The 21,364-nt window shown below is 43.6% G+C and carries 21 protein-coding genes; 17 read left to right on the top strand and 4 right to left on the bottom strand.

The annotated features are described in order from the left end of the window. Positions 1 to 3: 3 nt before the first annotated feature. Positions 4 to 480, bottom strand: coding sequence for a leucine-responsive transcriptional regulator Lrp (gene lrp, locus MP3633_RS18525; RefSeq protein WP_112135968.1), 477 nt, complete (start codon positions 478 to 480; stop codon positions 4 to 6). Positions 481 to 1,021: 541 nt separating this feature from the next. Here lrp and MP3633_RS18530 point away from each other — a divergent pair. The 9 genes from MP3633_RS18530 (at position 1,022) to phoR (ending at position 10,150) form a co-directional block, all read left to right on the top strand. Then, entirely contained in the window at positions 1,022 to 2,044 is a 1,023-nt protein-coding gene (locus tag MP3633_RS18530; RefSeq protein WP_176336619.1) for an amino acid ABC transporter substrate-binding protein, read from the top strand. Between the two features lie 115 nt (positions 2,045 to 2,159). After that, complete coding sequence (locus MP3633_RS18535) at positions 2,160 to 3,335, top strand: amino acid ABC transporter permease (RefSeq protein ID WP_112135972.1); 1,176 nt, start codon at positions 2,160 to 2,162, stop codon at positions 3,333 to 3,335. 10 nt (positions 3,336 to 3,345) lie between these two features. Continuing rightward, positions 3,346 to 4,446, top strand: coding sequence for an amino acid ABC transporter permease (locus MP3633_RS18540; protein WP_112135974.1), 1,101 nt, complete (start codon positions 3,346 to 3,348; stop codon positions 4,444 to 4,446). 22 nt (positions 4,447 to 4,468) lie between these two features. Then, entirely contained in the window at positions 4,469 to 5,248 is a 780-nt protein-coding gene (locus MP3633_RS18545; RefSeq protein WP_112135976.1) for an amino acid ABC transporter ATP-binding protein, read from the top strand. A 95-nt stretch (positions 5,249 to 5,343) separates the two neighbouring features. Then, positions 5,344 to 6,612, top strand: a complete 1,269-nt coding sequence (locus MP3633_RS18550) for an HDOD domain-containing protein (RefSeq protein WP_176336620.1) — start codon at positions 5,344 to 5,346, stop codon at positions 6,610 to 6,612. A gap of 15 nt (positions 6,613 to 6,627) precedes the next feature. Next, on the top strand, positions 6,628 to 7,179 hold the full coding sequence (locus tag MP3633_RS18555; RefSeq protein ID WP_244959743.1) for a chorismate--pyruvate lyase family protein: 552 nt from the start codon (positions 6,628 to 6,630) through the stop codon (positions 7,177 to 7,179). Beyond that, a complete protein-coding gene (ubiA, locus tag MP3633_RS18560; RefSeq protein ID WP_176336621.1) occupies positions 7,176 to 8,030 on the top strand; it encodes a 4-hydroxybenzoate octaprenyltransferase in 855 nt (284 codons plus the stop codon). The genes MP3633_RS18555 and ubiA overlap by 4 nt, the downstream gene beginning before the upstream one ends. A gap of 84 nt (positions 8,031 to 8,114) precedes the next feature. Then, positions 8,115 to 8,810, top strand: coding sequence for a phosphate regulon transcriptional regulator PhoB (gene phoB, locus MP3633_RS18565; RefSeq protein WP_112135983.1), 696 nt, complete (start codon positions 8,115 to 8,117; stop codon positions 8,808 to 8,810). Further along, positions 8,807 to 10,150: a phosphate regulon sensor histidine kinase PhoR gene (phoR, locus tag MP3633_RS18570; RefSeq protein WP_176336622.1), complete on the top strand. Its 1,344-nt coding sequence runs from the start codon at positions 8,807 to 8,809 to the stop codon at positions 10,148 to 10,150. Before phoB ends, phoR begins: the two co-directional genes overlap by 4 nt. A 137-nt stretch (positions 10,151 to 10,287) precedes the next feature. Here the strand turns inward: phoR and MP3633_RS18575 are convergent, their stop codons facing one another. Together MP3633_RS18575 and cysZ are read right to left on the bottom strand one after the other, a co-directional pair. Beyond that, positions 10,288 to 11,130: a response regulator gene (locus MP3633_RS18575; RefSeq protein WP_176336623.1), complete on the bottom strand. Its 843-nt coding sequence runs from the start codon at positions 11,128 to 11,130 to the stop codon at positions 10,288 to 10,290. Then, positions 11,130 to 11,909 carry a sulfate transporter CysZ gene (cysZ, locus tag MP3633_RS18580; protein ID WP_112135987.1) on the bottom strand — a complete coding sequence of 260 codons (780 nt, stop codon included), beginning with the start codon at positions 11,907 to 11,909 and terminating at the stop codon, positions 11,130 to 11,132. Before cysZ ends, MP3633_RS18575 begins: the two co-directional genes overlap by 1 nt. Positions 11,910 to 12,237: 328 nt before the next feature. On the opposite strand from cysZ, the gene MP3633_RS18585 reads away from it, so the two are divergent. The 8 genes from MP3633_RS18585 (at position 12,238) to MP3633_RS18620 (ending at position 20,698) form a co-directional block, all read left to right on the top strand. Further along, positions 12,238 to 13,848 (top strand): peptide ABC transporter substrate-binding protein, encoded by a 1,611-nt coding sequence (locus MP3633_RS18585; RefSeq protein WP_176336624.1) that lies wholly within the window; start codon positions 12,238 to 12,240, stop codon positions 13,846 to 13,848. A 147-nt stretch (positions 13,849 to 13,995) separates the two neighbouring features. Continuing rightward, positions 13,996 to 14,916, top strand: coding sequence for an oligopeptide ABC transporter permease OppB (gene oppB, locus MP3633_RS18590; RefSeq protein WP_112135990.1), 921 nt, complete (start codon positions 13,996 to 13,998; stop codon positions 14,914 to 14,916). Positions 14,917 to 14,928: 12 nt separating this feature from the next. Further along, positions 14,929 to 15,855: an oligopeptide ABC transporter permease OppC gene (gene oppC, locus MP3633_RS18595; RefSeq protein WP_112135992.1), complete on the top strand. Its 927-nt coding sequence runs from the start codon at positions 14,929 to 14,931 to the stop codon at positions 15,853 to 15,855. Between the two features lie 9 nt (positions 15,856 to 15,864). Continuing rightward, positions 15,865 to 16,854 (top strand): oligopeptide ABC transporter ATP-binding protein OppD, encoded by a 990-nt coding sequence (oppD, locus tag MP3633_RS18600; protein WP_176336625.1) that lies wholly within the window; start codon positions 15,865 to 15,867, stop codon positions 16,852 to 16,854. Then, positions 16,854 to 17,855 (top strand): murein tripeptide/oligopeptide ABC transporter ATP binding protein OppF, encoded by a 1,002-nt coding sequence (oppF, locus tag MP3633_RS18605; RefSeq protein ID WP_176336626.1) that lies wholly within the window; start codon positions 16,854 to 16,856, stop codon positions 17,853 to 17,855. The genes oppD and oppF overlap by 1 nt, the downstream gene beginning before the upstream one ends. A gap of 180 nt (positions 17,856 to 18,035) precedes the next feature. Then, positions 18,036 to 18,545 carry a putative pterin-binding protein gene (locus MP3633_RS18610; protein WP_176336627.1) on the top strand — a complete coding sequence of 170 codons (510 nt, stop codon included), beginning with the start codon at positions 18,036 to 18,038 and terminating at the stop codon, positions 18,543 to 18,545. Between the two features lie 4 nt (positions 18,546 to 18,549). Beyond that, positions 18,550 to 20,373, top strand: coding sequence for a sensor histidine kinase (locus MP3633_RS18615; protein WP_176336628.1), 1,824 nt, complete (start codon positions 18,550 to 18,552; stop codon positions 20,371 to 20,373). Continuing rightward, positions 20,366 to 20,698 carry an Hpt domain-containing protein gene (locus MP3633_RS18620; RefSeq protein ID WP_176336629.1) on the top strand — a complete coding sequence of 111 codons (333 nt, stop codon included), beginning with the start codon at positions 20,366 to 20,368 and terminating at the stop codon, positions 20,696 to 20,698. The genes MP3633_RS18615 and MP3633_RS18620 overlap by 8 nt, the downstream gene beginning before the upstream one ends. A gap of 5 nt (positions 20,699 to 20,703) precedes the next feature. Here MP3633_RS18620 and MP3633_RS18625 read toward each other — a convergent pair whose 3' ends face one another. After that, positions 20,704 to 21,204, bottom strand: coding sequence for a GAF domain-containing protein (locus tag MP3633_RS18625; protein ID WP_176336630.1), 501 nt, complete (start codon positions 21,202 to 21,204; stop codon positions 20,704 to 20,706). Between the last annotated feature and the right edge of the window lie 160 nt (positions 21,205 to 21,364).

Below are 21,364 nucleotides of genomic sequence, written 5' to 3' on the forward strand. Positions count from 1 at the left end.
TACTTAAGGAATATTAACGACCGTGGTGTTTTTTACTTCTTCCATTGCGACATAGGTCCGAGACTCTCGAACATGCGGCAGAGTTAATAAAGTTTCTCCTAATAGCAAACGATACGTATCCATATTGGAGACACGTGCTTTTAGAAGGTATTCGAAATCCCCAGCAATGAGATGACACTCTAAAATTTCTGGAATTTCTGAAACGGCCGTTTTAAATTCATTAAAACCTTCAGGTGACGTTGTCTTAAGACGAATCTCGACAAAAACAAGTAATCCCGCGTCCACTTTCTTTGGATTTACTAAAGCACAGTAGCCTGTAATATAACCATTACGCTCTAAACGACGCACCCGCTCTAAACAAGGAGTGGCACTTAATCCTACTCGACTCGCCAATTCAACATTCGATAAGCGACCATTAATCTGCAGTTCACGTAGAATTTTTTTATCTAGGCGATCGAGCGGTTTTGATGAGTTATCCATCTGATGTGGATCTCCTTACATGACTTCAATTGATGTTTAAGTCTACCATGCAGGTTACGAAGTATGGAAAGTGCTTTATTCAATATATTTAATACGGGTATTTGAACAGGTTACAAAAAAGCACCAAAATGTTGCGAAAAAATATTTTCGAACAAAATAGAACACGCCACGGTCATAATCGCCCCACTACTGTGCACAACTCTTATTCAGAATAGGCTACAGCCCTTGTTCCCCGCGACTTTGAAAAAATCGTATCTCTTCACAAAAATATAAAAATTCACGCTTTAATCTACTGAAAGTGCAAAAAATGAGTATGGAACACCTCCTTGCTGATATTTTATCCTTGACTACGCCTCCAAAGAGTAATTCTATAGGGGAATGTGATGACCTTTGTAGAGGAATCATCTACATATTCCAAACAACAAGAATAATTAAATGTTGGCACTAACTTTGCTTTGCTTAACAAGCAGATCTTAGGATCTGGTATCTAAAGTTCAGCAAGATAACAACATATATAAAAACGCCTGGGAGGCTCAATATAATGAAATCGAATGTTGGTAAACTACTGTCTACTGCAGCCATCGCCGTAACTATCAGCGCTGGTGCAGCCGCATCTACTCTTGAAGATGTAAAAGCAAAAGGTTTTGTTCAATGTGGCGTAAGCCTAGGCGTACCAGGATTCTCAAACGCCGATTCAAACGGTAATTGGTCTGGTATTGATGTTGACGCTTGTCGCGCAACCGCTGCTGCAATCTTCGGTGATGCTCAAAAAGCAAAATTCACCCCTCTTTCAGCGAAAGAGCGTTTCACTGCACTACAGTCAGGAGAAATCGACGTACTAACTCGTAACACGACGTGGACTTATACTCGTGACGCATCTCTAGGTCTAGATTTCACTGCGGTTAACTTCTATGACGGTCAAGGCTTCATGGCTCGTAAAGCGCTTGGGGTTACATCTGCACTAGATCTTGATGGTGCAACGGTTTGTACAGAACAGGGTACAACGACAGAATTGAATATGGCTGACTTCTTCCGTAAACATAAAATGTCTTACGTTCCTGTTGTTGTTCAAAAAGCAGATGAAGCTTTGGCAGCGTACGCTTCAGGTCGTTGTGACGTTTTCACTACGGATAAATCAGGTCTAGCGGCTCACCGTTCTAAGTTAGCCGATCCAGCAGCTCACATTATTCTTGAAGAAACTATTTCTAAAGAACCTCTAGGTCCTGTTGTGCGTCATGGCGACAACCAGTGGAAAGATATTGTGACTTGGGCAATGTTCGTTCAGGTTAATGCTGAAGAAATGAACATTACTTCTAAGAATGTTGCTAAAATCAAGAAAGAATCAAATGATCCAGGTATCAAGCGTTTATTAGGTGCTGAAGGCGATATGGGTGCTCAACTAGGCCTATCTGCTGACTGGGCTTACAACGTCATCGCTGAAGTAGGTAACTACGGCGAAGTGTTTGAACGTAACGTTGGACCATCTACACCAGTAGGTCTTCCACGTGGTATTAACAAATTATGGACTGACGGTGGTGTTATGTACGCGCCACCAGTACGTTAATACCTAAAAGCTACCTGCTTCGGGTATTTACCCAGCGACTCTAAAACACTAGAGTCGCTGGGTTTCTCCCCCCTTCCTTACACATCTGACGAGCATTTCAATTGCCTGAACTAAGATGAGCGATAAAACAACTTCAAGTAATAAAAGCATTTTGCATGATGCTGGCACTCGTGCCCTAATCTTTCAAATTGTGCTTCTAGCAGTGGTTGTCTTCGTAGGTTATTACTTATTTAGTAACTTACAAGCAAACCGAGCTGACCAAGGTATTTCCACTGGTTTTGCATTTTTAAACCAACCAGCTGGATTTCCCGTTCTCATTCACCTAATTGAATACACTGAGGCTGACACCTACGGGCGAGCGTTTTTTGTAGCCCTAATTAATACGGTTGTTATTTCCTTAATGGGGATCGTATTAGCGACCATTATTGGTGTTGTAATGGGCTTAGCCCGTCTTTCTAATAATTGGTTGGTAGCGCGCTTAGCAACGGTATACGTTGAAACGTTGCGTAATATCCCCTTATTGTTACAAATGTTTTTCTGGTATTTCGCTGTTCTTGCAGCCTTGCCCACACCTAAAAACAGTATAGTATTTGCGGATTTTTTCTTAAATAAACGCGGAATCTATTCTCCAAATCCAATAGCTCAAGACGGTTTTGGTTTTGTAGTGGCAGGGTTTGTACTGTCGATTATTGCATCTATTGCTTTAGTCGTTTGGGCGAAGAAACGTCAGACAAAAACAGGCCTTTGGTTTCCTGCTTATTGGGCTTCTCTAGGTACAATCGTTGTTATTACCTTTTTAGCGTTGGCTGTATCAGGCTTCCCTATCGAGTTTGATCTTCCACAAAAAAGCCGCTTTAACGTCACCGGCGGGATGGTTCTTCCGCCAGAGTTTGTTGCTGTGCTTGTAGCACTGTCTACTTATACTGGTGCTTTTATTGCAGAAATCGTTCGTGCCGGTATTTTGTCTGTAAATTGGGGGCAAACTGAAGCCGCTCGCTCTTTAGGGCTAAGAGACAGCTTGACTCAACGTTTGATTGTTTTACCTCAAGCGTTACGAGTTATTATTCCACCACTTACTAGCCAATTCCTAAACTTAGCGAAGAACTCATCACTTGGTGCCGCTATTGCGTACCCTGAGTTAGTCGCTGTAGTAATGGGCACGACACTGAATCAAACAGGTCAAGCGGTAGAAAGTATCGGTCTTTGTATGCTGGTTTACGGTACATTGAGTTTGACTATTTCTCTATTTATGAACTGGTACAACAAAAAAATGTCGTTAACAGAGCGCTAGGAGGAAGATCATGGCTATTGAATTTAAACCATCACCAAGCCTTCCACCACCAGTGAATTCTGTTGGTGCTGTGGCATGGGTTCGTCAAAACTTATTGTCGTCCCCTCTCAATATATTTTTAACCTTGTTCAGCTTTTATGTTTTGTATTTGCTTGTTCCACCGGTAATAGAATGGGGCATTCTTACTGCAACATTTGAAGGTGCATCTAAAGCAGACTGTACGGGTGGAGGAGCATGCTGGGCTTTCATCGGTGTGTACTTTGAACAGTTTATGTATGGTCTATATCCATCAGAAGAAACGTGGCGTATTAACTTAGCCTTGATTCTATTGGTGGTTTTGATTGGTACTTTCGCTGTAAAAACGGTTAATAAACTATTCCTCTCCATTGGGATTTTAATTATTTACCCAGTTATTGCTTATTTCCTATTTGCTGGCGGTGTATTCGGACTAGAAGTCGTTGAAACCTCTTTATGGGGTGGCTTGTTCTTAACCACACTCATCGGCGTAGTGGGTATTGTAGCTTCGTTTCCTTTAGGTGTTTTGTTGGCGCTTGGTCGTCAATCAAACATGCCGATAGCGAAGTCTATTTGTATCGTCTTCATTGAAACTGTTCGTGCTGTTCCTTTGATCACTATCTTGTTTATGGCGTCAGTAATGATTCCATTATTCCTGCCTGAAGGTATGAACTTCAACAAGCTATTACGTGTTCTGATCGGTATTACCTTATTCTCTTCTGCTTACATGGCAGAGGTAATTCGTGGTGGTTTACAAGCCATTCCAAAAGGTCAATACGAAGCTGCCGACTCAATGGGATTAAACTACTGGCAATCCATGATTTTGGTGATTTTGCCACAAGCATTGAAATTGGTTATACCTGGTATCGTAAACACCTTCATTGGTTTGTTTAAAGACACAACCCTCGTTTACATTGTGGGTATGTTTGATTTACTAGGTAGGGTCCAAGCCGCTACACATGATTCAAGCTGGTTAGGAACAACAATTGAAGGTTATGCCTTCGCTGGGTTTGTTTTCTGGGCGGCCTGCTTTGGTATGTCACGTTACAGTATGAGAATCGAGCGCAAGTTAGAAACTGGGCACAAGCGAAATTAGTTAAGAATTTGAGGTCTTTATAATGACAGATACAAATATGGCTCGTGCCCAACTTGAGCAGGGCGAAGAAGCAATCATCGAGTTTAATGATGTTAATAAATGGTACGGTGATTTTCACGTACTAAAGAACATTAACTTCAGCATCAAAAAAGGCGAACGCATCGTTGTTTGTGGTCCTTCTGGTTCTGGTAAGTCGACAATGATACGTTGCGTCAACCGTCTAGAAGAACACCAAAAAGGTTCGATTCTGGTTGATGGTGTTGAAATGAACAACAATCTGAAAAACATTGAAGCAATCCGTAAGGATGTGGGTATGGTTTTTCAGCATTTTAACCTATTTCCACACTTGTCGATTCTGGAAAACCTAACGCTAGCACCAATTTGGGTTCGTAAAACACCTAAAAAAGAAGCTGAAGAAATGGCAATGCATTACTTGGAACGCGTCAAAATCGCCAACCAAGCATTGAAATACCCTGGTCAGTTATCTGGTGGTCAACAGCAACGTGTGGCGATCGCTCGCGGTCTTTGTATGCAGCCTCGCATCATGTTGTTTGATGAACCTACATCAGCACTTGATCCAGAAATGATCAAGGAAGTACTGGATGTTATGGTTCAGTTAGCGGAGGAAGGCATGACCATGATATGTGTAACACATGAAATGGGCTTTGCGAAAACCGTTGCCGACCGTGTTGTCTTCATGGACGCAGGGGAAATTGTTGAGGCAAATGAGCCACATCAATTCTTTGATAACCCGCAACATGACCGTACACAAATGTTTTTAAGCCAAATTCTAAATCACTAAACAGTTACTTGGTTTTAAAATCTGTTATATTGACAAAAGCCCCTGTTAGGGGCTTTTTTATTTATGCAGCTTAACCATTGTTTACAAGGAATTTAATGGAATCGTCTCGAGACCTTCAGCCAAACAAGAAATTACGGGTTGTGCATTTAGCTGATCACACAGGTCGATTGCAGGTTATTTTTCCTGATAGCAATATGCTCGATATTGCTGCGGTATCACGAATAACTAAGCGGCGTTTTGAGCCCGTTACCAACTATCACAGTTCGGGCGACCCTCTCATCAAACCCAACAGTATAACGACTATATTAGAAGCCAATATTCTCAAAGAAACTTCTGTGTCAATTCGAACAAAAGTGAATGGGTTCTATCGCGATACGACATCGGCAGAATTAGAAAGTATGTTTTCTGGTCCACTAAACCGCTTCGAAAACATCTCCATTAGTACGCAACTAATAAAACAACCCGTAGACAATCATGAAGACGATGAGGAGCAGATTCTCCAAGCACTCGGACGCTTCCAGTCTATTAGGCTTAAACAGCGCTTAGAAGAGACTCTAGAGATCCCTCCTTTACCGGCGTCTTCACATAGAATTATTCGCCTGTCATCTGACACAAAGGCGGGAACCGATGAACTGTGTGACGTTATCGCTCTTGACCCAAGCCTAGCGGCACAAGTCGTCAGCTGGGCGTCATCACCCTACTATGGTGCTCCAGGCGCCATAGAATCAGTAGAAGACGCTATTATTCGAGTCCTAGGCTTTGATATGGTAATGAACCTAGCGCTTGGACTTTCGATGGGAAATGCATTTCAAGCGCCCGAAGATGGTCCACGTCACTATGAAGACTTTTGGCTCGACTCTGTCTCTAATGCCGTGCTCGTGGAATCCTTGGTCAAAGCCATGCCAAATCAAGGCCGCCCAAAAATCGGTCATGCCTATCTTGCTGGCTTGCTGCATAACTTTGGCTACTTGGCCATAAGCACTATTTTACCGCCACATTTTTCTATCCTTTCTCGGTATCAAGAAGCGAACGCGCATCTGTCTTCTGAGCTGATTGAAATGCAGATACTGCACTTTACCAAAGAACAATTAGGTTCCTGGTTATTGCGTTACTGGAGCTTGCCAGACAATATTTGGACCGCCATCCGATACAGTAAAAAACCACATTATTACGGCGAACATGCCATTTTAGCAAAACTGCTGTATGTCTCATTCCAGCTACGCAATGAAGGGATCATTGAGCCATCCGTTCTGCAGGAAATAGGCCTGACACTAGAAGAGGCCGAAGCGTGTCGTGATGCGGTTTATCAAAAATCTCCAGAGCTGTATAAAATGGTCGCTTTGATTAATAAAATGAATGCTTAACCTCTTATGACATTAATGAACCCCTCAGCCGCCCAGCAATTTGACTATCGATGGGCGCCTGTTCATCGAATCAATAAAGTAAAAGTACCTAAAACGCTCTGGCCTTGGCTGGTCACTCACGACTCTTTGACAGCAAAACTACAAAGCCTCGGCACATTAACGGTTCACGTCATCGAAGACGCTTGGGGGGCACCAACAGCTCGAGAGCGAAAATGTCTCAAGTTGCGCCCAAGGGAAGCGGCTCGAATTCGCACCGTACTACTCAAGGTGGATGGTAAGGCCGTCATATATGCTCGCTCGATTATCCCAGCCAAATCCCTACGAGGCCATTGGCGTCAAGTAAAGCACCTAAAAGACAAGCCCTTAGGCGGTTATTTGTTTCAACATCGTGCACTGACTCGAAGCGCCATTGAAATAACGCAATTGCCAAGAAGTATGTTTCCCAATCAACAAAGTGCCTTATGGGCAAGACGCTCTGTATTTCATCAGTTTGGACCCGGCATATTAGTGAACGAAGCATTCTTCGATGATATTAACCACCTAAAACCGCTGTTTGGATTTTTATGAGTAAACTAAAAGATTACGCAGAATTAACGAGATTTAACCGCCCTATTGGTTCATTTTTATTAATGTGGCCGACGTTGTGGGCATTATTGCTTGCCGCTGATGGCATGCCTGAATGGCATTTGCTCATCATTTTTATATTGGGCGTTTTTAGCATGCGTTCAGCGGGTTGTGTGATCAATGATTACGCCGATAGAAAAATCGATGGAAGCGTTGATCGCACAAAAAATCGGCCTTTACCATCTGGTCGAGTGTCAGAAAAAGAAGCCCTTTTACTCTTTTCCGCACTCTGTGTACTGAGTTTTATCTTGGTACTGTTTACCGATCTACAGACCATCTTGCTGTCGTTCGTCGGCTTAGGGCTGGCAGCTCTGTACCCTTTTATGAAACGATACACCCATCTGCCACAGCTTTTTCTTGGATTGGCTTTTTCTTGGGCTATCCCTATGGCATACAGTGCGCAAGGCGGTGATTTAGCCGATCCAGAATTATGGATGTTGTTCGTAGCAAACTGCTTTTGGACTATTGCATACGATACGTATTATGCAATAACAGATCGTCCAGATGACCTCAAAATTGGTGTGAAATCTACTGCTATATTATTTGCAGAATACGACTTATTCGTCATTCTTTGTTTGCAAGGGTTAACCCTGTCATTATTGACATGGATTGGCTTACTCGCAGGACTGAGTTGGCCCTATTTTGTGTCCTTGTTCGTTTGTGTAGGACTCTTTTATTTGCAGTTTAAACAAGCAAAAAATCGCGATCGACAAGCCTGTTTTCGATCTTTTTTAGACAATAACCGCGTTGGTTACTGTGTTTTTATCGGCCTAGCAGCAAACTATTTTTTGTAATATATGGCAAAGTTGTGACATTTTAACCAAACTGTCACATTAGGCCGCTTTAATGAAACCGTTCCTGAGATGAGGATAAATCCTGTGACCGGTAAAAAAGTATTAATTATTGATGACGAGTCGTCTATACGCGAAATGATCGCTATAGCACTCGAAATGGCGGGCTACGAATATTTAGAAGCTGAAAACATTCAGCAAGCCCATGAAATCATTGTCGATCATCGACCAGATCTTATTCTGGTCGATTGGATGATGCCTGGTGGTAGCGGTATTGAACTGACTCGCCGACTCAAAAAAGACAGCACAACCGCCGAAATTCCGGTCATAATGCTGACCGCAAAAAGCGAAGAAGACAATAAAATCCAAGGTCTCGAAGTGGGTGCTGATGACTACATCACCAAACCTTTCTCTCCACGTGAGCTGGTTGCGCGACTCAAAGCAGTATTACGACGAGCGACACCTCAAGGCGTTGACGAGCCTATCGAAATAGAAGGCTTGGTCCTTGATCCGATCAGCCAGCGAGTCACTATTGGTACTCGCCCATTAGAAATGGGACCAACAGAGTATCGCTTGTTAAAATTTTTGATGACCCACCAAGAACGTGCTTATTCAAGAGCTCAGCTGTTGGATCAAGTATGGGGTGGAAATGTCTACGTTGAAGAGCGTACGGTTGATGTACATATACGTCGCTTACGCAAAGCCATTGGTAGCACCCACGATTCCCTGATACAAACGGTACGAGGTACTGGCTACCGCTTCTCAGCAAAAAGGCCCCTATGAAAACGATTTGGCGAAACACCATTATTACTTGGTTAGCAGGCCTAACGGCTTGCGTTGTAATAGGCCTTATTATTGGGCAATTGTTAGGTGTTTTACTGCTGTATGTTTTGGGATCTTTATACTGGCAGCTGTATCAACTGTATCAATTTCATTATTGGTTACGCCATTCTGGTCGCGCAGCGCCACCAGAAGCCAGCGGCATTTGGGGCGAAGTCTTTGATGCCGTCTATCGTCTGCATAAGAAACAACGTAAGTCCAAGCGTCGGATGCGCCAAGCACTAACGCGAATAGAAAGCTCCACGACCGCCTTAAAAGAAGGCGTTATCATGGCCGACAACCAAGGTAATTTAGAGTGGTGGAATAACTCTGCAGCGCATTTTCTTGGCCTGATGCGTCCTGTTGATCGCGGCCAAGTGATCACTAATATTGTCCGTAGTCCTGAATTTTTCCGTTATTTCAGCCAAAAGCGATTTGGCGAACCCTTGATTATCAAATCTCCTGCGAAAGACGGCGTCTATTTGGAAATTCAAACCACCTTGTACGATAAGAACGATCACCTGATTTTTGTGCGTGACGTGACCCGCCTACATTTGCTGGAGCAAATGCGCAAAGACTTTGTTGCCAACGCTTCCCATGAATTAAAAACGCCGCTCACCGTCATAAAAGGCTATTTAGAAACACTCGACATGTTTAAGGACAGTCTGCCGAAAAGCATGCAAAAAGGCATTGTGAATATGTCTGAGCAATCTGAGCGGATGGAGCAACTCATTGAGGATCTCTTGCTGTTGTCTCGTTTAGAAAGTGACGACAAGCGCGAGGAAAACCAGTGGCACAGGGTCTCAGACTTCGTACAGTCCGTTACCAACGCCACAGAAGCCATCTTGAATGACAAACATACGCTGATAGTCAATATTCCTGAGGAAGCCCGTCTGTACGGCTCCTATAAAGAGCTATACAGTGTCTTCTCGAACCTTATCGTCAATGCTATTAAATATTCACCGGATGGCGGCGACATCACGATTAAGTGGGAATCGAGCGAATTCAACGGCGTTTTTTCAGTCAAAGATTCTGGACTGGGTATCGACCCAAGATACATTCCACGCTTAACAGAGCGCTTTTTCAGAGTTGATAAGGGACGAGGATCAAAAACAGGTGGTACGGGTCTTGGGTTGGCAATCGTGAAGCATGTTTTATTACACCATGATGCCAAACTGCAAATACGCAGTGAGCCTGGCCAAGGAAGCACTTTTTCCTGTCATTTTCCCGCGAGTAGAACACGCACAGACAACATTCCAGCCATCACATCCCACAGTGAAACACCTTCAAATGTACAAGAATAAAACATAACCCCCTCCCAGCCTCCCCCTTATCAGGGGGAGGAGCAATGTACTGTACAGACTTGTTTCTTCACTTTTCAAAGGGATGGGTAGCGTACAGACTTGTTCCTTCCCCTTATTAAGGGAAGGGGGGGGTGGGATTATAAACTGTCGAATAACTGCTTTATAAACGTTTCTTTCTCACTGTCTTGATCGATCAAACTCAGTATCACAGTCAAAAACGTGGAGTCGTGTTTTTTCTCTGTCGTGGCAACCGATTGTATGTAGTAGTTAAGTCTATTTATCTTACCGCCAAACTCTAAGTCTAATACCGCTTGCCCCAGCACCTGTGGTACCACATCATCGCTTTTAATGAACATGGTCGCTTCGGTCTTGCTAAACTGGACAATCATGCAACGAAACTGCTTGGCCTCAAATCGTACCAAGGTAGGGATTTTGACATCCTTAACAACGACGGCGGGGGCATCAGGATTAGTAAACTTCGTCGCTTGCACTGGCGTGGATTTTCCAGCCCCCATCAATACATCCAATGACGCAGAGCTAACGCCGCCAGGCGCAATGGATTCGCGAGGTTTTTGTGACGATAACTTGCCATCGATTTTATGCTTCTTCGCAGCAGATACTACTTTATTGATCAGTTGCTCGCTCGAAAATGGCTTACCTAGATAATCCGTCACACCAGACTGAACCGCTTCCACCACGTGGCTTTTATCACCTCGGCTGGTAATCATCACAAAAGGAACGTCTTCTTTTTTATATTTTGGCTGCTCTCGGCACCACTTAAGCAATTCAACGCCCGTTACTTCAGGCATTTCCCAGTCACACAACACCATATCAAACTGTACTTTCGTCAGCATTTGCTGAGCTTTACGACCGTTCACCGCTTCTTCGATTTCAACCGCCGGAAACTGCTTACGCAAAGTTCGTCGAATCAAGTCACGTGTAAAAGAGGCATCATCTACTACCAAAATTTTTAACGACATTAAAAAGTACCATCAGTGCGATCTAACAAAGCGGAAAAATCACCATGCTCTGACCGGAAAACCGAAATCCACAACAACGTGGCTGCCACAACAGCAATCGGCATAACAAATAAATTGAAGAACGGAATCGTCAGACCAACCATTACTATTGCGCCAAACGTCCAACATAACAAAGGCTTAGAGCGTAATGCCATTCTCATATCATGAAATTTAACCTTATTATTATCAAAGGCATAATCCATATATTGAAGCGACAACATCCAAGCTGAAAACAATAATAACAACACAGGCGCAATAACATTAACAAGCGGAATAAAAGACAGCAAAAGCAATAAAATAAAACGGGGTAAAAAATACAGTATTTTTTGACATTCTCTTTGCAAACTACGCCCAATAATGGCCATGATAACACTGGTGTTTAGGCTTTCATCAAAGACTTTTCCGGTTTCTTTTTCTTCCACTTTTTCCGCTAAAAATGCCATAAAAGGCGCGGCTAAAATATTAACACCTACAGAAAAGCTATAAAACAAAAGCACACTAATAATAGCGGCGAAAATTAGATAAAACAGCCAATTCAAAAAAGAAATCCATTCAGGTAAGTACCCCATTGCAGAATCCATTAGCGTTTGAAAATAGCTAAAGGCGACCATGTACAACAGACCCACTAATATAAAATTGGCCAACAGAGGCGCCAATATAAACAACCTTAACTCTTTCGATAAGACCAAAGGGAACGCTCTTAAAAAAGCCCCGGCGGCTTTAAATGGGTGTGTTATCACGATGTCGTATTACCTTTTTTCTAATTTATATTAAGAAACAAAGAATATCATGAGGACTTTCACGGCTCCACAACGCCTTTCCAATTAAAGGAGTCAATCATCCGAATCAATCGTATTTTCAAGCCTTATAGACATAAGAAGTCATTTTTTATCATACGCTTATGAATCTTACCTTTATCAGACGCATAACCTGATACGCAATTTCGATTGTGACCTTTAGTGAATTGGGGAACTATGAAAATGTAAGACGGATAAAAATCTGTGCAGATAGAGCTTTTAGATATAAAAAAGTGCACACCCAAAACAACTAAAAAGGGACATTATCAAAATGAAAAAAACATTGCTCGCCAGTGCCATCATAGCCACGTCATTTATTGCTCTGCAAGCCCAAGCTGCCGACGTACCAGCCGGTGTAGAGTTAGCCGCGAAACAAGAACTCGTTCGTGGTGGTGGTGCAGAACCCGCAACACTCGATCCGCAAAAAATGGAAGGCACGCCGGGTTCTATTCGCTCAAAAGACCTTTTCGAAGGTTTGTATAATCAAGATGGCGATGGCAACCAAATCCCAGGTGTTGCAACAAGCTACGACGTAAACGCTGACAATACACAATACACATTCCACCTTCGTAAAGATGCGAAATGGTCTAACGGCGATCCAGTCACCGCCGAAGACTTTGTTTACGCTTTCACGCGCGCTGTCGACCCCGCTCTTGCTTCACCATACGCATGGTTCATGGAAATCCCATCCATTGTTAACGCCACTAAGATTATTGCCGGTGAAGCAAAACCATCCTCGCTGGGAGTTAAAGCCCTAGACGCTTATACATTCCAAGTGACACTTGAACGCCCTGTACCTTATTTTGTAAAAATGACCTCTCACCAAACCATGTTTCCAGTACCGAAAAAAGTGGTTGAGAAATGGGGCAATGATTGGACAAAACCAGAACACATGGTGTCTAACGGTGCGTACAAAATGGACGAATGGATCGTCAACGAAAAAATGGTATTCACTCGCAATGCCAACTATTGGAATGATGCCAAAACCATCATCAACAAAGTGACCTATTTGCCAATTGAATCTCCAAACGCTGAGCTAAAACGCTTCCAAGCGGGCCAAATGGACCTGAGTTATGAGATACCAAATGACCACTTCAAACAACTGATGCGCGATATACCAGACGAAGTTGTTGTAACGCCAAAGTTGGGCACCTACTACTACCAGTACAACATCACCAAAGCACCCTACAATGACGTTCGCGTTCGTAAAGCCTTGTCTTATGCCATTGACCGTGACGTGATCACCAAGTTTGTCACCGGTACAGGTGAACTTCCTGCGTATTCATTCACGCCTGAAGTGGTAAACGATTTTTCACCCGCAACGCCAGAATACGCAACATGGACACAGAAAGAACGTAATGAAAAAGCCAAAGAGTTATTAAAAGAAGCAGGATTCACCTCAAGCAACCCTCTGTCTTTTAGCTTGCTTTACAACACCAATGAAAATCATAAAAAGATTGCCATAGCAATTGCTTCTATGTGGAAAAAAACCTTGGGCGTTAGCGTCACATTGGAAAACCAAGAGTGGAAGACTTATCTAGAAACAAAAAAACATCAGCAATTTGATATAGCGCGTGCAGGTTGGATTGGTGACTACAACGAAGCCTCTACTATGCTAGATCTTCTAACCACTACTCACGGTAATAACGACGGTAAATACAGCAACACGAAATACGACAAGCTACTGCACGATGCTCGTACCATGCAGCACCCTGCGGCGAACTACAACAAAGCCGAAGAAATCGCTATTGAACAAGACATGGCGGTCGCGCCTATTTACCAATATACCGAAAAGCGTTTAGTGAAAAGCTACTTAGGCGGCTACATGCCTAACCCAGAAGACAACGTTTACGTGCGTGATATGTACATTATCAAACACTAACGCTTTGTTTTATAAATTGAGTTTTTCCAATATGAAAAGCCGATGTTGAAAACCATGCCCGGCGGCACGTCGTCGCTGGGCATCTCTTGAACTCCCACAGGTTCCTAGTATTAGCCGCCGAACAGCGTGTCTAATCCGGTAATTTTTATGTTTACATTTATTTCAAAACGCATTTTAGAAGCCATTCCAACCTTGTTAATTTTGATCACGGTTTCTTTTTTCTTAATGCACTCTGCACCAGGAAGCCCGTTTTCTAGCGAGCGCACTTTGCCACCTGAAGTGCTAGCAAACATTAATGCAAAATATCACTTAGATGAGCCGGTGATTAACCAGTACTTTTACTATCTAGGCGGTTTACTGCAAGGGGATTTAGGTCCGTCTTTTCGCTATAAAGATTTCACCATTAACGAACTGATTGCGCAGAGCTTTCCTGTCTCTGCTGAAATTGGTATTTGGTCTTTTCTTATCGCGCTTATTATTGGTGTGGGTTGCGGTATTGTCGCCGCACTGCGCCAGAACTCGTGGTTGGATTACAGTGTCATGGGCTTTGCCAATCTCGGGATTGTGTTGCCAAATTTTGTTTTAGCACCTTTGTGTATCCTATTTTTCTCCATTTATAATCATTGGCTTCCACCAGGTGGTTGGAATGGCGGCGCGTGGCCTTATTTGGTTATGCCGGTGATCGCCATGTCCACCAGCTATATTGCACAAATCGCCCGCATCACTCGCGGCAGCATGATTGAAACCATGCATTCCAATTTTATCCGCACCGCGCGGGCAAAAGGCTTGCCGAAATATCGAATTATTCTCCAGCATGCATTGCGTCCCGCCATGTTGCCCGTCATTTCTTATCTTGGGCCTGCGTTTGTCGGCATTGTGACAGGTTCCGTGATTGTGGATGTGTATTTTGGAACTGGCGGTATTGGCCAGCATTTCATTAATGGCGCATTGAATCGCGACTATTCCATGGTCATGGGGGTCACTATTTTGGTTGGCACACTCACGATTATTTTCAATGCCATCGTCGATGTTTTATACGCTGTTATTGACCCAAAAATTCGCTACTAAGGCCTCGTGAATATGATGACTACAAAAGACAAAATTCAGGCCGTCGAACAGTTCGCCGAAAAAGTGGTGGACGTAGAAGGTCGCAGTTTATGGCAAGACGCTCGTCGTCGCTTTTTTTCTAACCACGCCGCGGTAATCAGCTTAGTTATGCTCTCTTTAATTGCTGCCATTGCCCTATTGGCACCATTATTCAGCCAATGGCATTACGAAGATATCGATTGGGAAGCGCTCTCCGATATTTCGGTATTAGGTCGCCCAAATATAGAAAATGGCCACTATTTTGGAACAGACACCTTAGGTCGCGATATCTTTGTGCGCACTATGCAAGGCGGCCAAATCTCCCTCTTAGTTGGCATCATGGGCAGCGCCGTGGCCATTGTTATTGGCACGCTTTACGGTGCCACGTCTGGTTACATTGGCGGACGTGTCGACAGCGTTATGATGCGTTTTTTAGAGATTCTAAATTCTTTTCCTTTCATGTTCTTTGTGATCATTTTGATGACCTTGTTTGGTCGTCATATCTTTTTAATTTTTGTCGCCATCGGCGCCATCTCTTGGTTGGACATGGCGCGGATCGTTCGTGGACAAACCCTAAGCTTGAAAAACAAAGAATACATTGAGGCCGCTTACGCCTGTGGCGTGTCGACGCCGAAAATCATTTTGCGTCACATTGTGCCAAATGTGCTCGGGATTGTGGTGGTTTACGCCACGCTGCTAGTACCAAACATGATCTTGCTGGAATCTTTCATCAGCTTCTTAGGCTTAGGGGTTCAAGAACCTATGACCAGCTGGGGGGCGTTGATATCAGAAGGTGCTCAGAATATGGAAATTGCTATCTGGCAATTGGCTTGGCCACTCGGTTTCTTAGTCGTCACCTTATTTTGTTTTAACTTCCTCGGCGATGGCTTACGCGATGCGCTTGACCCAAAAGACCGCTAAGGAGACCTTATGAACGTATTACAGACAAAAAATTTATTAGAGGTCACTAACTTGCGCGTGAATTTCAGAACGCCAGATGGTTTTGTGACGGCAGTGAATGACCTAAATTTTACTTTAGCGCAAGGCGAGACGTTAGGCATCGTTGGCGAATCGGGTTCTGGCAAAAGCCAAACCGCCTTTGCTCTCATGGGTTTGCTGGCCGGCAATGGCGTTATCGAAGGAGAAGCGCGCTTTAACGAGCAAAACATTCTCACCCTGAATGAAAAAGCCATGAACCGCATTCGTTCTAAAGAAATTGCGATGATCTTCCAAGACCCAATGACGTCATTGAATCCTTATATGAAAGTCGGCAAGCAGCTAATGGAAGTGTTGACCCTACACAAAGGCATGAGCAAAGCGGAGGCGTTTGAAGCGTCGGTCAAGATGCTCGACGCGGTGAAGATGCCAGAAGCACGCAAGCGCATGAACATGTACCCACACGAGTTTTCCGGCGGCATGAGGCAGCGTGTGATGATCGCCATGGCGTTATTGTGTCAACCTAAACTTCTGATCGCAGATGAACCCACCACAGCGTTAGACGTGACGGTGCAAGCTCAGATTCTGACCTTGCTGAACGAGTTAAAAGACGACTTCAATACGTCCATCATCATGATCACTCATGATCTGGGTGTCGTCGCAGGATTATGCGACAAAGTATTGGTGATGTACGCTGGGCAAACCATGGAATACGGTACCGCAGAAGACGTATTTTATCGCCCAACACACCCTTATACGCAAGGTCTGCTAAAAGCCATTCCGCGCCTAGATGCCAATGATGAAATGTTGGCAACCATTCCAGGAAATCCACCTAACTTATTGCATTTACCACCGGGCTGCCCGTTCCACGCACGCTGTGAGTTCGCCAAAGATCGCTGCTTAGAAAGTATGCCAACCTTGCAAGAATTTGCACCGGGTCAGCTACGTGCTTGTCATAAATCCCTTGATGGGTGGGTTGCCTAATGAACACCTCAGATACTATTTTAATGGAAGTGAACAACTTAAAAGTCCACTTCAATATCAAGTCCGATAACGCGTGGCCGTGGGAAAAAGGCCAAGCACTAAAAGCAGTGGATGGCGTCAATTTAACCATTTATGAAGGCGAAACGCTGGGTGTGGTGGGGGAATCCGGTTGCGGTAAATCCACACTCGCCCGCGCTTTGTTACGTCTTGTACCCATTACGGAAGGCAATGTGGTGTGGCTTGGCCAAGATCTAACGGATCTTGATAAAAAACAAATGCGCAGCAAACGCCAAGAGCTGCAAATGATCTTTCAAGATCCATTAGCCTCTCTGGATCCTCGTATGACGGTGGGCGACATTATCGCCGAGCCGCTCAATACCTTTAAACCAGAACTTTCAAAAGACGAGGTGAAAACTGAGGTTCGTAAAATTATGGATCGCGTTGGCTTGTTACCCAATGTGATTAACCGCTACCCACATGAGTTCTCAGGTGGACAATGCCAACGTATTGGCATTGCACGTGCTTTGATTCTGAAACCAAAGTTAGTCGTATGCGACGAGCCAGTGTCTGCTTTGGATGTATCGATCCAAGCTCAGGTGGTCAATTTACTAAAAGAGCTACAAGCGGAAATGGGCTTGTCTTTGGTGTTTATCGCACACGATTTAAGTGTGGTAAAACACATTTCAGATCGCGTTTTGGTGATGTACTTAGGCAATGCAGTCGAGTTAGCCAGTAAACGAGCACTGTATGATAATCCCCAGCATCCATACACCAAAGCATTGCTGTCAGCGGTACCAGTACCCGACCCAAAAGTAGAACGCGGTAAAAAAATACAGTTATTAACGGGAGATTTACCTTCTCCAATCAGCCCGCCTTCGGGTTGTGTCTTCCGTACCCGTTGCCCGCATGCAAACGAAGGCTGTGCGCAACAAAAACCTCTCTTGCAAGTGCTGTCCAAAGAGCATCAGGTAGCCTGTTCGCGTTTAGCTGAAATCACATGACAAGAAAGTAAATGCGATCAAGACATAACATAAAAAGCCGCTTTGACGTCACTCAAAGCGGCTTTTTTGTATTTCGAATACGATGTTATTTCATATCCGCCTAGTATTAACGACAAAAGCCCGCTATTTTTGTCTATCATGTGGAAAACCTCTTATTAAACTGCGTTAAGGCCCTCATCTATGCGTCCACTCTCTCTTCTTGTATTGCTTTTCTTCGGCCTTAGTTCAACTTCGTCTTATGCCCTAGAAAAACCGAAAGGCAGAGTAATGCTAACGGTATCGGGAGCCATCAAAACGACTAACGTAGAACAATATGCAACTTTTGATATGGCCATGTTACAAGCATTACCCCAGTACGTGATCACCACCCATAATCCATGGACAAAAGGCATACATACCTATCAAGGTTTTTCCGCCATCGACCTATTAAAACGCTTAGAAAGCCAAGGCACTCTCTTGAAAGTCACTGCGCTCAATGAGTACATGACGGAAATCCCACTCAGGGATTTTATAGAAAATGGGGCTATTTTTGCCACGCATCAAGACGGTAAGCCAATGAGCGTTAGAAATCTTGGTCCCATTATGATGATCTATCCGTTTGATGAGCGTGAAGATCTGAAATCTGAAGTGTTTTACGGTCGCTCAATCTGGCAAGTAGACCGCATCAAATTGATTGCTTTAGCGGAGTAAAACAATGCGCTTATTCAAGGAAAGTGCTTGGCAATCAAAATTTAAACAATCGGTTCTTTACGGCTTTATTGCTTTTATCATTGCTATTTCTATCGCTGTGTTTGGCATCATTACCTACACCAGTGACAGTTCAAAAGATAACAGCCGTCGCATTTTTGAAAGCTCTTTATGGAATGCCCTGCAACTTCAAGTACAGTCTTATCGTTTTCTCAACTACTTAATTGCATTAGACGAAAACGACTACCCTCTTAACGGTAACGCTTTCTTTGAATATGACCTGTTAATGAGTCGGGTCGATTTATTAAGAGAAGGGGCGGTAGGATCACTTATCCGCACCTTTGAGGGTGGACGAACAATAAGACTACTGAACATCATTAACGGCGAACTCGAATTACTCAGTTTCAATTTGTCCAGGATGGAAGGCGGCGACTCGTCTTATCTCCCAAATTTAATTGATCGTGTTCAACGTATTGAAAGTCAAATTAATGAGTTTGTCACTCTAGTCAACAAAGGCAGCAATAAATACATCACGACTGAACATCAAATACTTCAAAAGAATTTAAACTACATTCAGCTTTTATCGATGGCGCTCTTAGTGTGCTTATTGCTCTTCTGCTTTTTTACCATCAAGGGACTATCTGAGCTAAAAAGGGTCTTTAGACACAATAAAAACCTCACACTAGGCATACAGACCGTTCATGAAGACAAAGCCAACATGTTGTCCTTTATTAACCAAGAAATACGCTTCCCCGTTAATGTCATTATGGGTGTCGCTAACACATTAAATAACCCAACCTCAAAAAACGATACGAAAGCCCTCTCGAAGCATATTGAAGAATCGGGACATCAGCTTCTTCAAACCATAGAAATGCTGTCTGATCTGGCGCTTATTGACGCAAAAAAATTGACACTAACGCCAACCACTGAACACCTACCCAGTATCATCGAAGATTGTCTTACTATTTTTGAACCTCAGATGGCTCGAAAAGACCTGCAGAGCGTTGTCTACATAGACCCTCTTCTGTCTAAGCTCATCCACTTAGATTTTATTCGCACCAAAGAAATCATCATTGCCTTACTTCAAAATGCCATCGCACATACGCCCTCCGGTAGCATCAGTTTACAAATCAGGCCATCCGCATTAAGTGCGCCTAAAATTTCACTCCCAACTGGTATGAAAGAAGCAAGTGTCCTGCAAATTGCCCTTCGAGACACAGGCCTTGGCATGCCAAATGATTTACAGCAGAATTTAAGAATCAACCCCGCTTTACCCATGCAACAAGAAGGACCTATGCCAAGCAAGGTCGGGTTAAGTTTGGCGCTGTGTCATAAATTGGTTTACTTGATGCAAGGTGAAATGCATTTTTCCAGCGCGCCACAAAAAGGCTGTGAATTCTGGATTGATATCCCATTCTATGTACCAAACACCAACCTAACACCACAACAAACCACTTTTAGTTGTCCGGATAAAACACACGCCTTACTCATAGAAACGGATGCACACCTCGCCAAAGTGATCAGCTTACAGCTGGCGACGTTTAATATTGATGTCTCCTTTTCAAAGGATGGTAGTTTCCAAGAACACAAAGACTTTGATCTTGTCATCATAGGTAACACGCCAAAATTCGAACGAGAAGCCAACGACGCAATCTTGCAACGACAAGCAAAAGCATGTCCGATATTCAGCTATCACCCTCAGGCTATTAACACCTCAGAATACCCAATCATAGCGTTGCATTTTCCGTTAACACAAAGCCAACTAGAGCCGCTTATTGCGAGTGTGTTTACTAACCAAAGCAGATCTCCAAAGGCCAATACTCATGATTGATCACGCACAGCTGGACACGCTCACCCAGTTATTAGGCAAAGACACCATCAATCAAATACGCTTAGAATATGTTCAAGACAGTCGTCAAAAAATGACGACATTATTGGACGCTTGGGAGGAAAGAAACTATCAAGAATTGCAGAACGTGAGTCATTCACTCAAATCCTCCAGCTTAAATATGGCGATGTTAGTCTTTGCTAAACAATGTCAGCTGATCGAAAAATTTGCATCACAACACAATGAACAGGAAATACAAGCCATCATAGATGACCTGCTTGCCCTGCATAAAATCTCATTAAAAGCGCTGGCGGCGTATTTTTCATAATGCATTTATAGTGACCAAGTGACGTCTGTGGCCTTGATAAACGTAGCCAAAAAGGACGCAATTCCAGCTTGATCGATCTCAGAAAACCGGCCTACTTTTGGGCTGTCCATATCAAAAACAGCCACCAGCTTACCGTCTACGACAACCGGAACTACCAATTCAGAAGCCGACACGGCATCACACGCAATATGCCCATCAAATGCATGTACATCGTCGATGCGCTGAACCTGTAAGGTTTGAGCCGCTTTACCACATACGCCACGACCAAACGGGATCCGCGTGCAAGCCACTTTCCCTACATAAGGCCCCAATACCAACTCTTCGTTACGAGCAAAATAGAAGCCAGACCAATTCAGATCAGGAATCGTTTGCATAACAAAGGCAGAAAACTGAGCCGCATTACAGATAAGGTCTCGCTCTCCACCTAACAACGCCGCCAGCTGGGCATTGAGCTCTTGATAAGCAATCTCGAGGGAAACGGTTGAATCAACTTCTATGGTAAACATCGCATTTTGCACCAGATAAAACGAAAGTCTGATAATAGCAAAGTCCACATCTGAACCAATGACTAAACACTGTGAATGAAAGAAAAAATAGAGGAAAAGAAGAGCATATCGATAAAAAATGCAAAAAAAACCATCGACTCCCTTGCTCACTTTTAGCAAG

Source organism: Marinomonas primoryensis, from assembly GCF_013372285.1.
Classification (GTDB): Bacteria; Pseudomonadota; Gammaproteobacteria; order Pseudomonadales; family Marinomonadaceae; genus Marinomonas; species Marinomonas primoryensis.

Coding starts and splice junctions, on each gene's coding strand:
- lrp (WP_112135968.1), bottom strand. CDS start 480: ATGGATAACTCATCAAAACCGCTCGATCGCCTAGATAAAAAAATTCTA.
- MP3633_RS18530 (WP_176336619.1), top strand. CDS start 1,022: ATGAAATCGAATGTTGGTAAACTACTGTCTACTGCAGCCATCGCCGTA.
- MP3633_RS18535 (WP_112135972.1), top strand. CDS start 2,160: ATGAGCGATAAAACAACTTCAAGTAATAAAAGCATTTTGCATGATGCT.
- MP3633_RS18540 (WP_112135974.1), top strand. CDS start 3,346: ATGGCTATTGAATTTAAACCATCACCAAGCCTTCCACCACCAGTGAAT.
- MP3633_RS18545 (WP_112135976.1), top strand. CDS start 4,469: ATGACAGATACAAATATGGCTCGTGCCCAACTTGAGCAGGGCGAAGAA.
- MP3633_RS18550 (WP_176336620.1), top strand. CDS start 5,344: ATGGAATCGTCTCGAGACCTTCAGCCAAACAAGAAATTACGGGTTGTG.
- MP3633_RS18555 (WP_244959743.1), top strand. CDS start 6,628: ATGAACCCCTCAGCCGCCCAGCAATTTGACTATCGATGGGCGCCTGTT.
- ubiA (WP_176336621.1), top strand. CDS start 7,176: ATGAGTAAACTAAAAGATTACGCAGAATTAACGAGATTTAACCGCCCT.
- phoR (WP_176336622.1), top strand. CDS start 8,807: ATGAAAACGATTTGGCGAAACACCATTATTACTTGGTTAGCAGGCCTA.
- MP3633_RS18575 (WP_176336623.1), bottom strand. CDS start 11,130: ATGTCGTTAAAAATTTTGGTAGTAGATGATGCCTCTTTTACACGTGAC.
- MP3633_RS18585 (WP_176336624.1), top strand. CDS start 12,238: ATGAAAAAAACATTGCTCGCCAGTGCCATCATAGCCACGTCATTTATT.
- oppB (WP_112135990.1), top strand. CDS start 13,996: ATGTTTACATTTATTTCAAAACGCATTTTAGAAGCCATTCCAACCTTG.
- oppC (WP_112135992.1), top strand. CDS start 14,929: ATGATGACTACAAAAGACAAAATTCAGGCCGTCGAACAGTTCGCCGAA.
- oppD (WP_176336625.1), top strand. CDS start 15,865: ATGAACGTATTACAGACAAAAAATTTATTAGAGGTCACTAACTTGCGC.
- oppF (WP_176336626.1), top strand. CDS start 16,854: ATGAACACCTCAGATACTATTTTAATGGAAGTGAACAACTTAAAAGTC.
- MP3633_RS18610 (WP_176336627.1), top strand. CDS start 18,036: ATGCGTCCACTCTCTCTTCTTGTATTGCTTTTCTTCGGCCTTAGTTCA.
- MP3633_RS18615 (WP_176336628.1), top strand. CDS start 18,550: ATGCGCTTATTCAAGGAAAGTGCTTGGCAATCAAAATTTAAACAATCG.
- MP3633_RS18620 (WP_176336629.1), top strand. CDS start 20,366: ATGATTGATCACGCACAGCTGGACACGCTCACCCAGTTATTAGGCAAA.
- MP3633_RS18625 (WP_176336630.1), bottom strand. CDS start 21,204: ATGTTTACCATAGAAGTTGATTCAACCGTTTCCCTCGAGATTGCTTAT.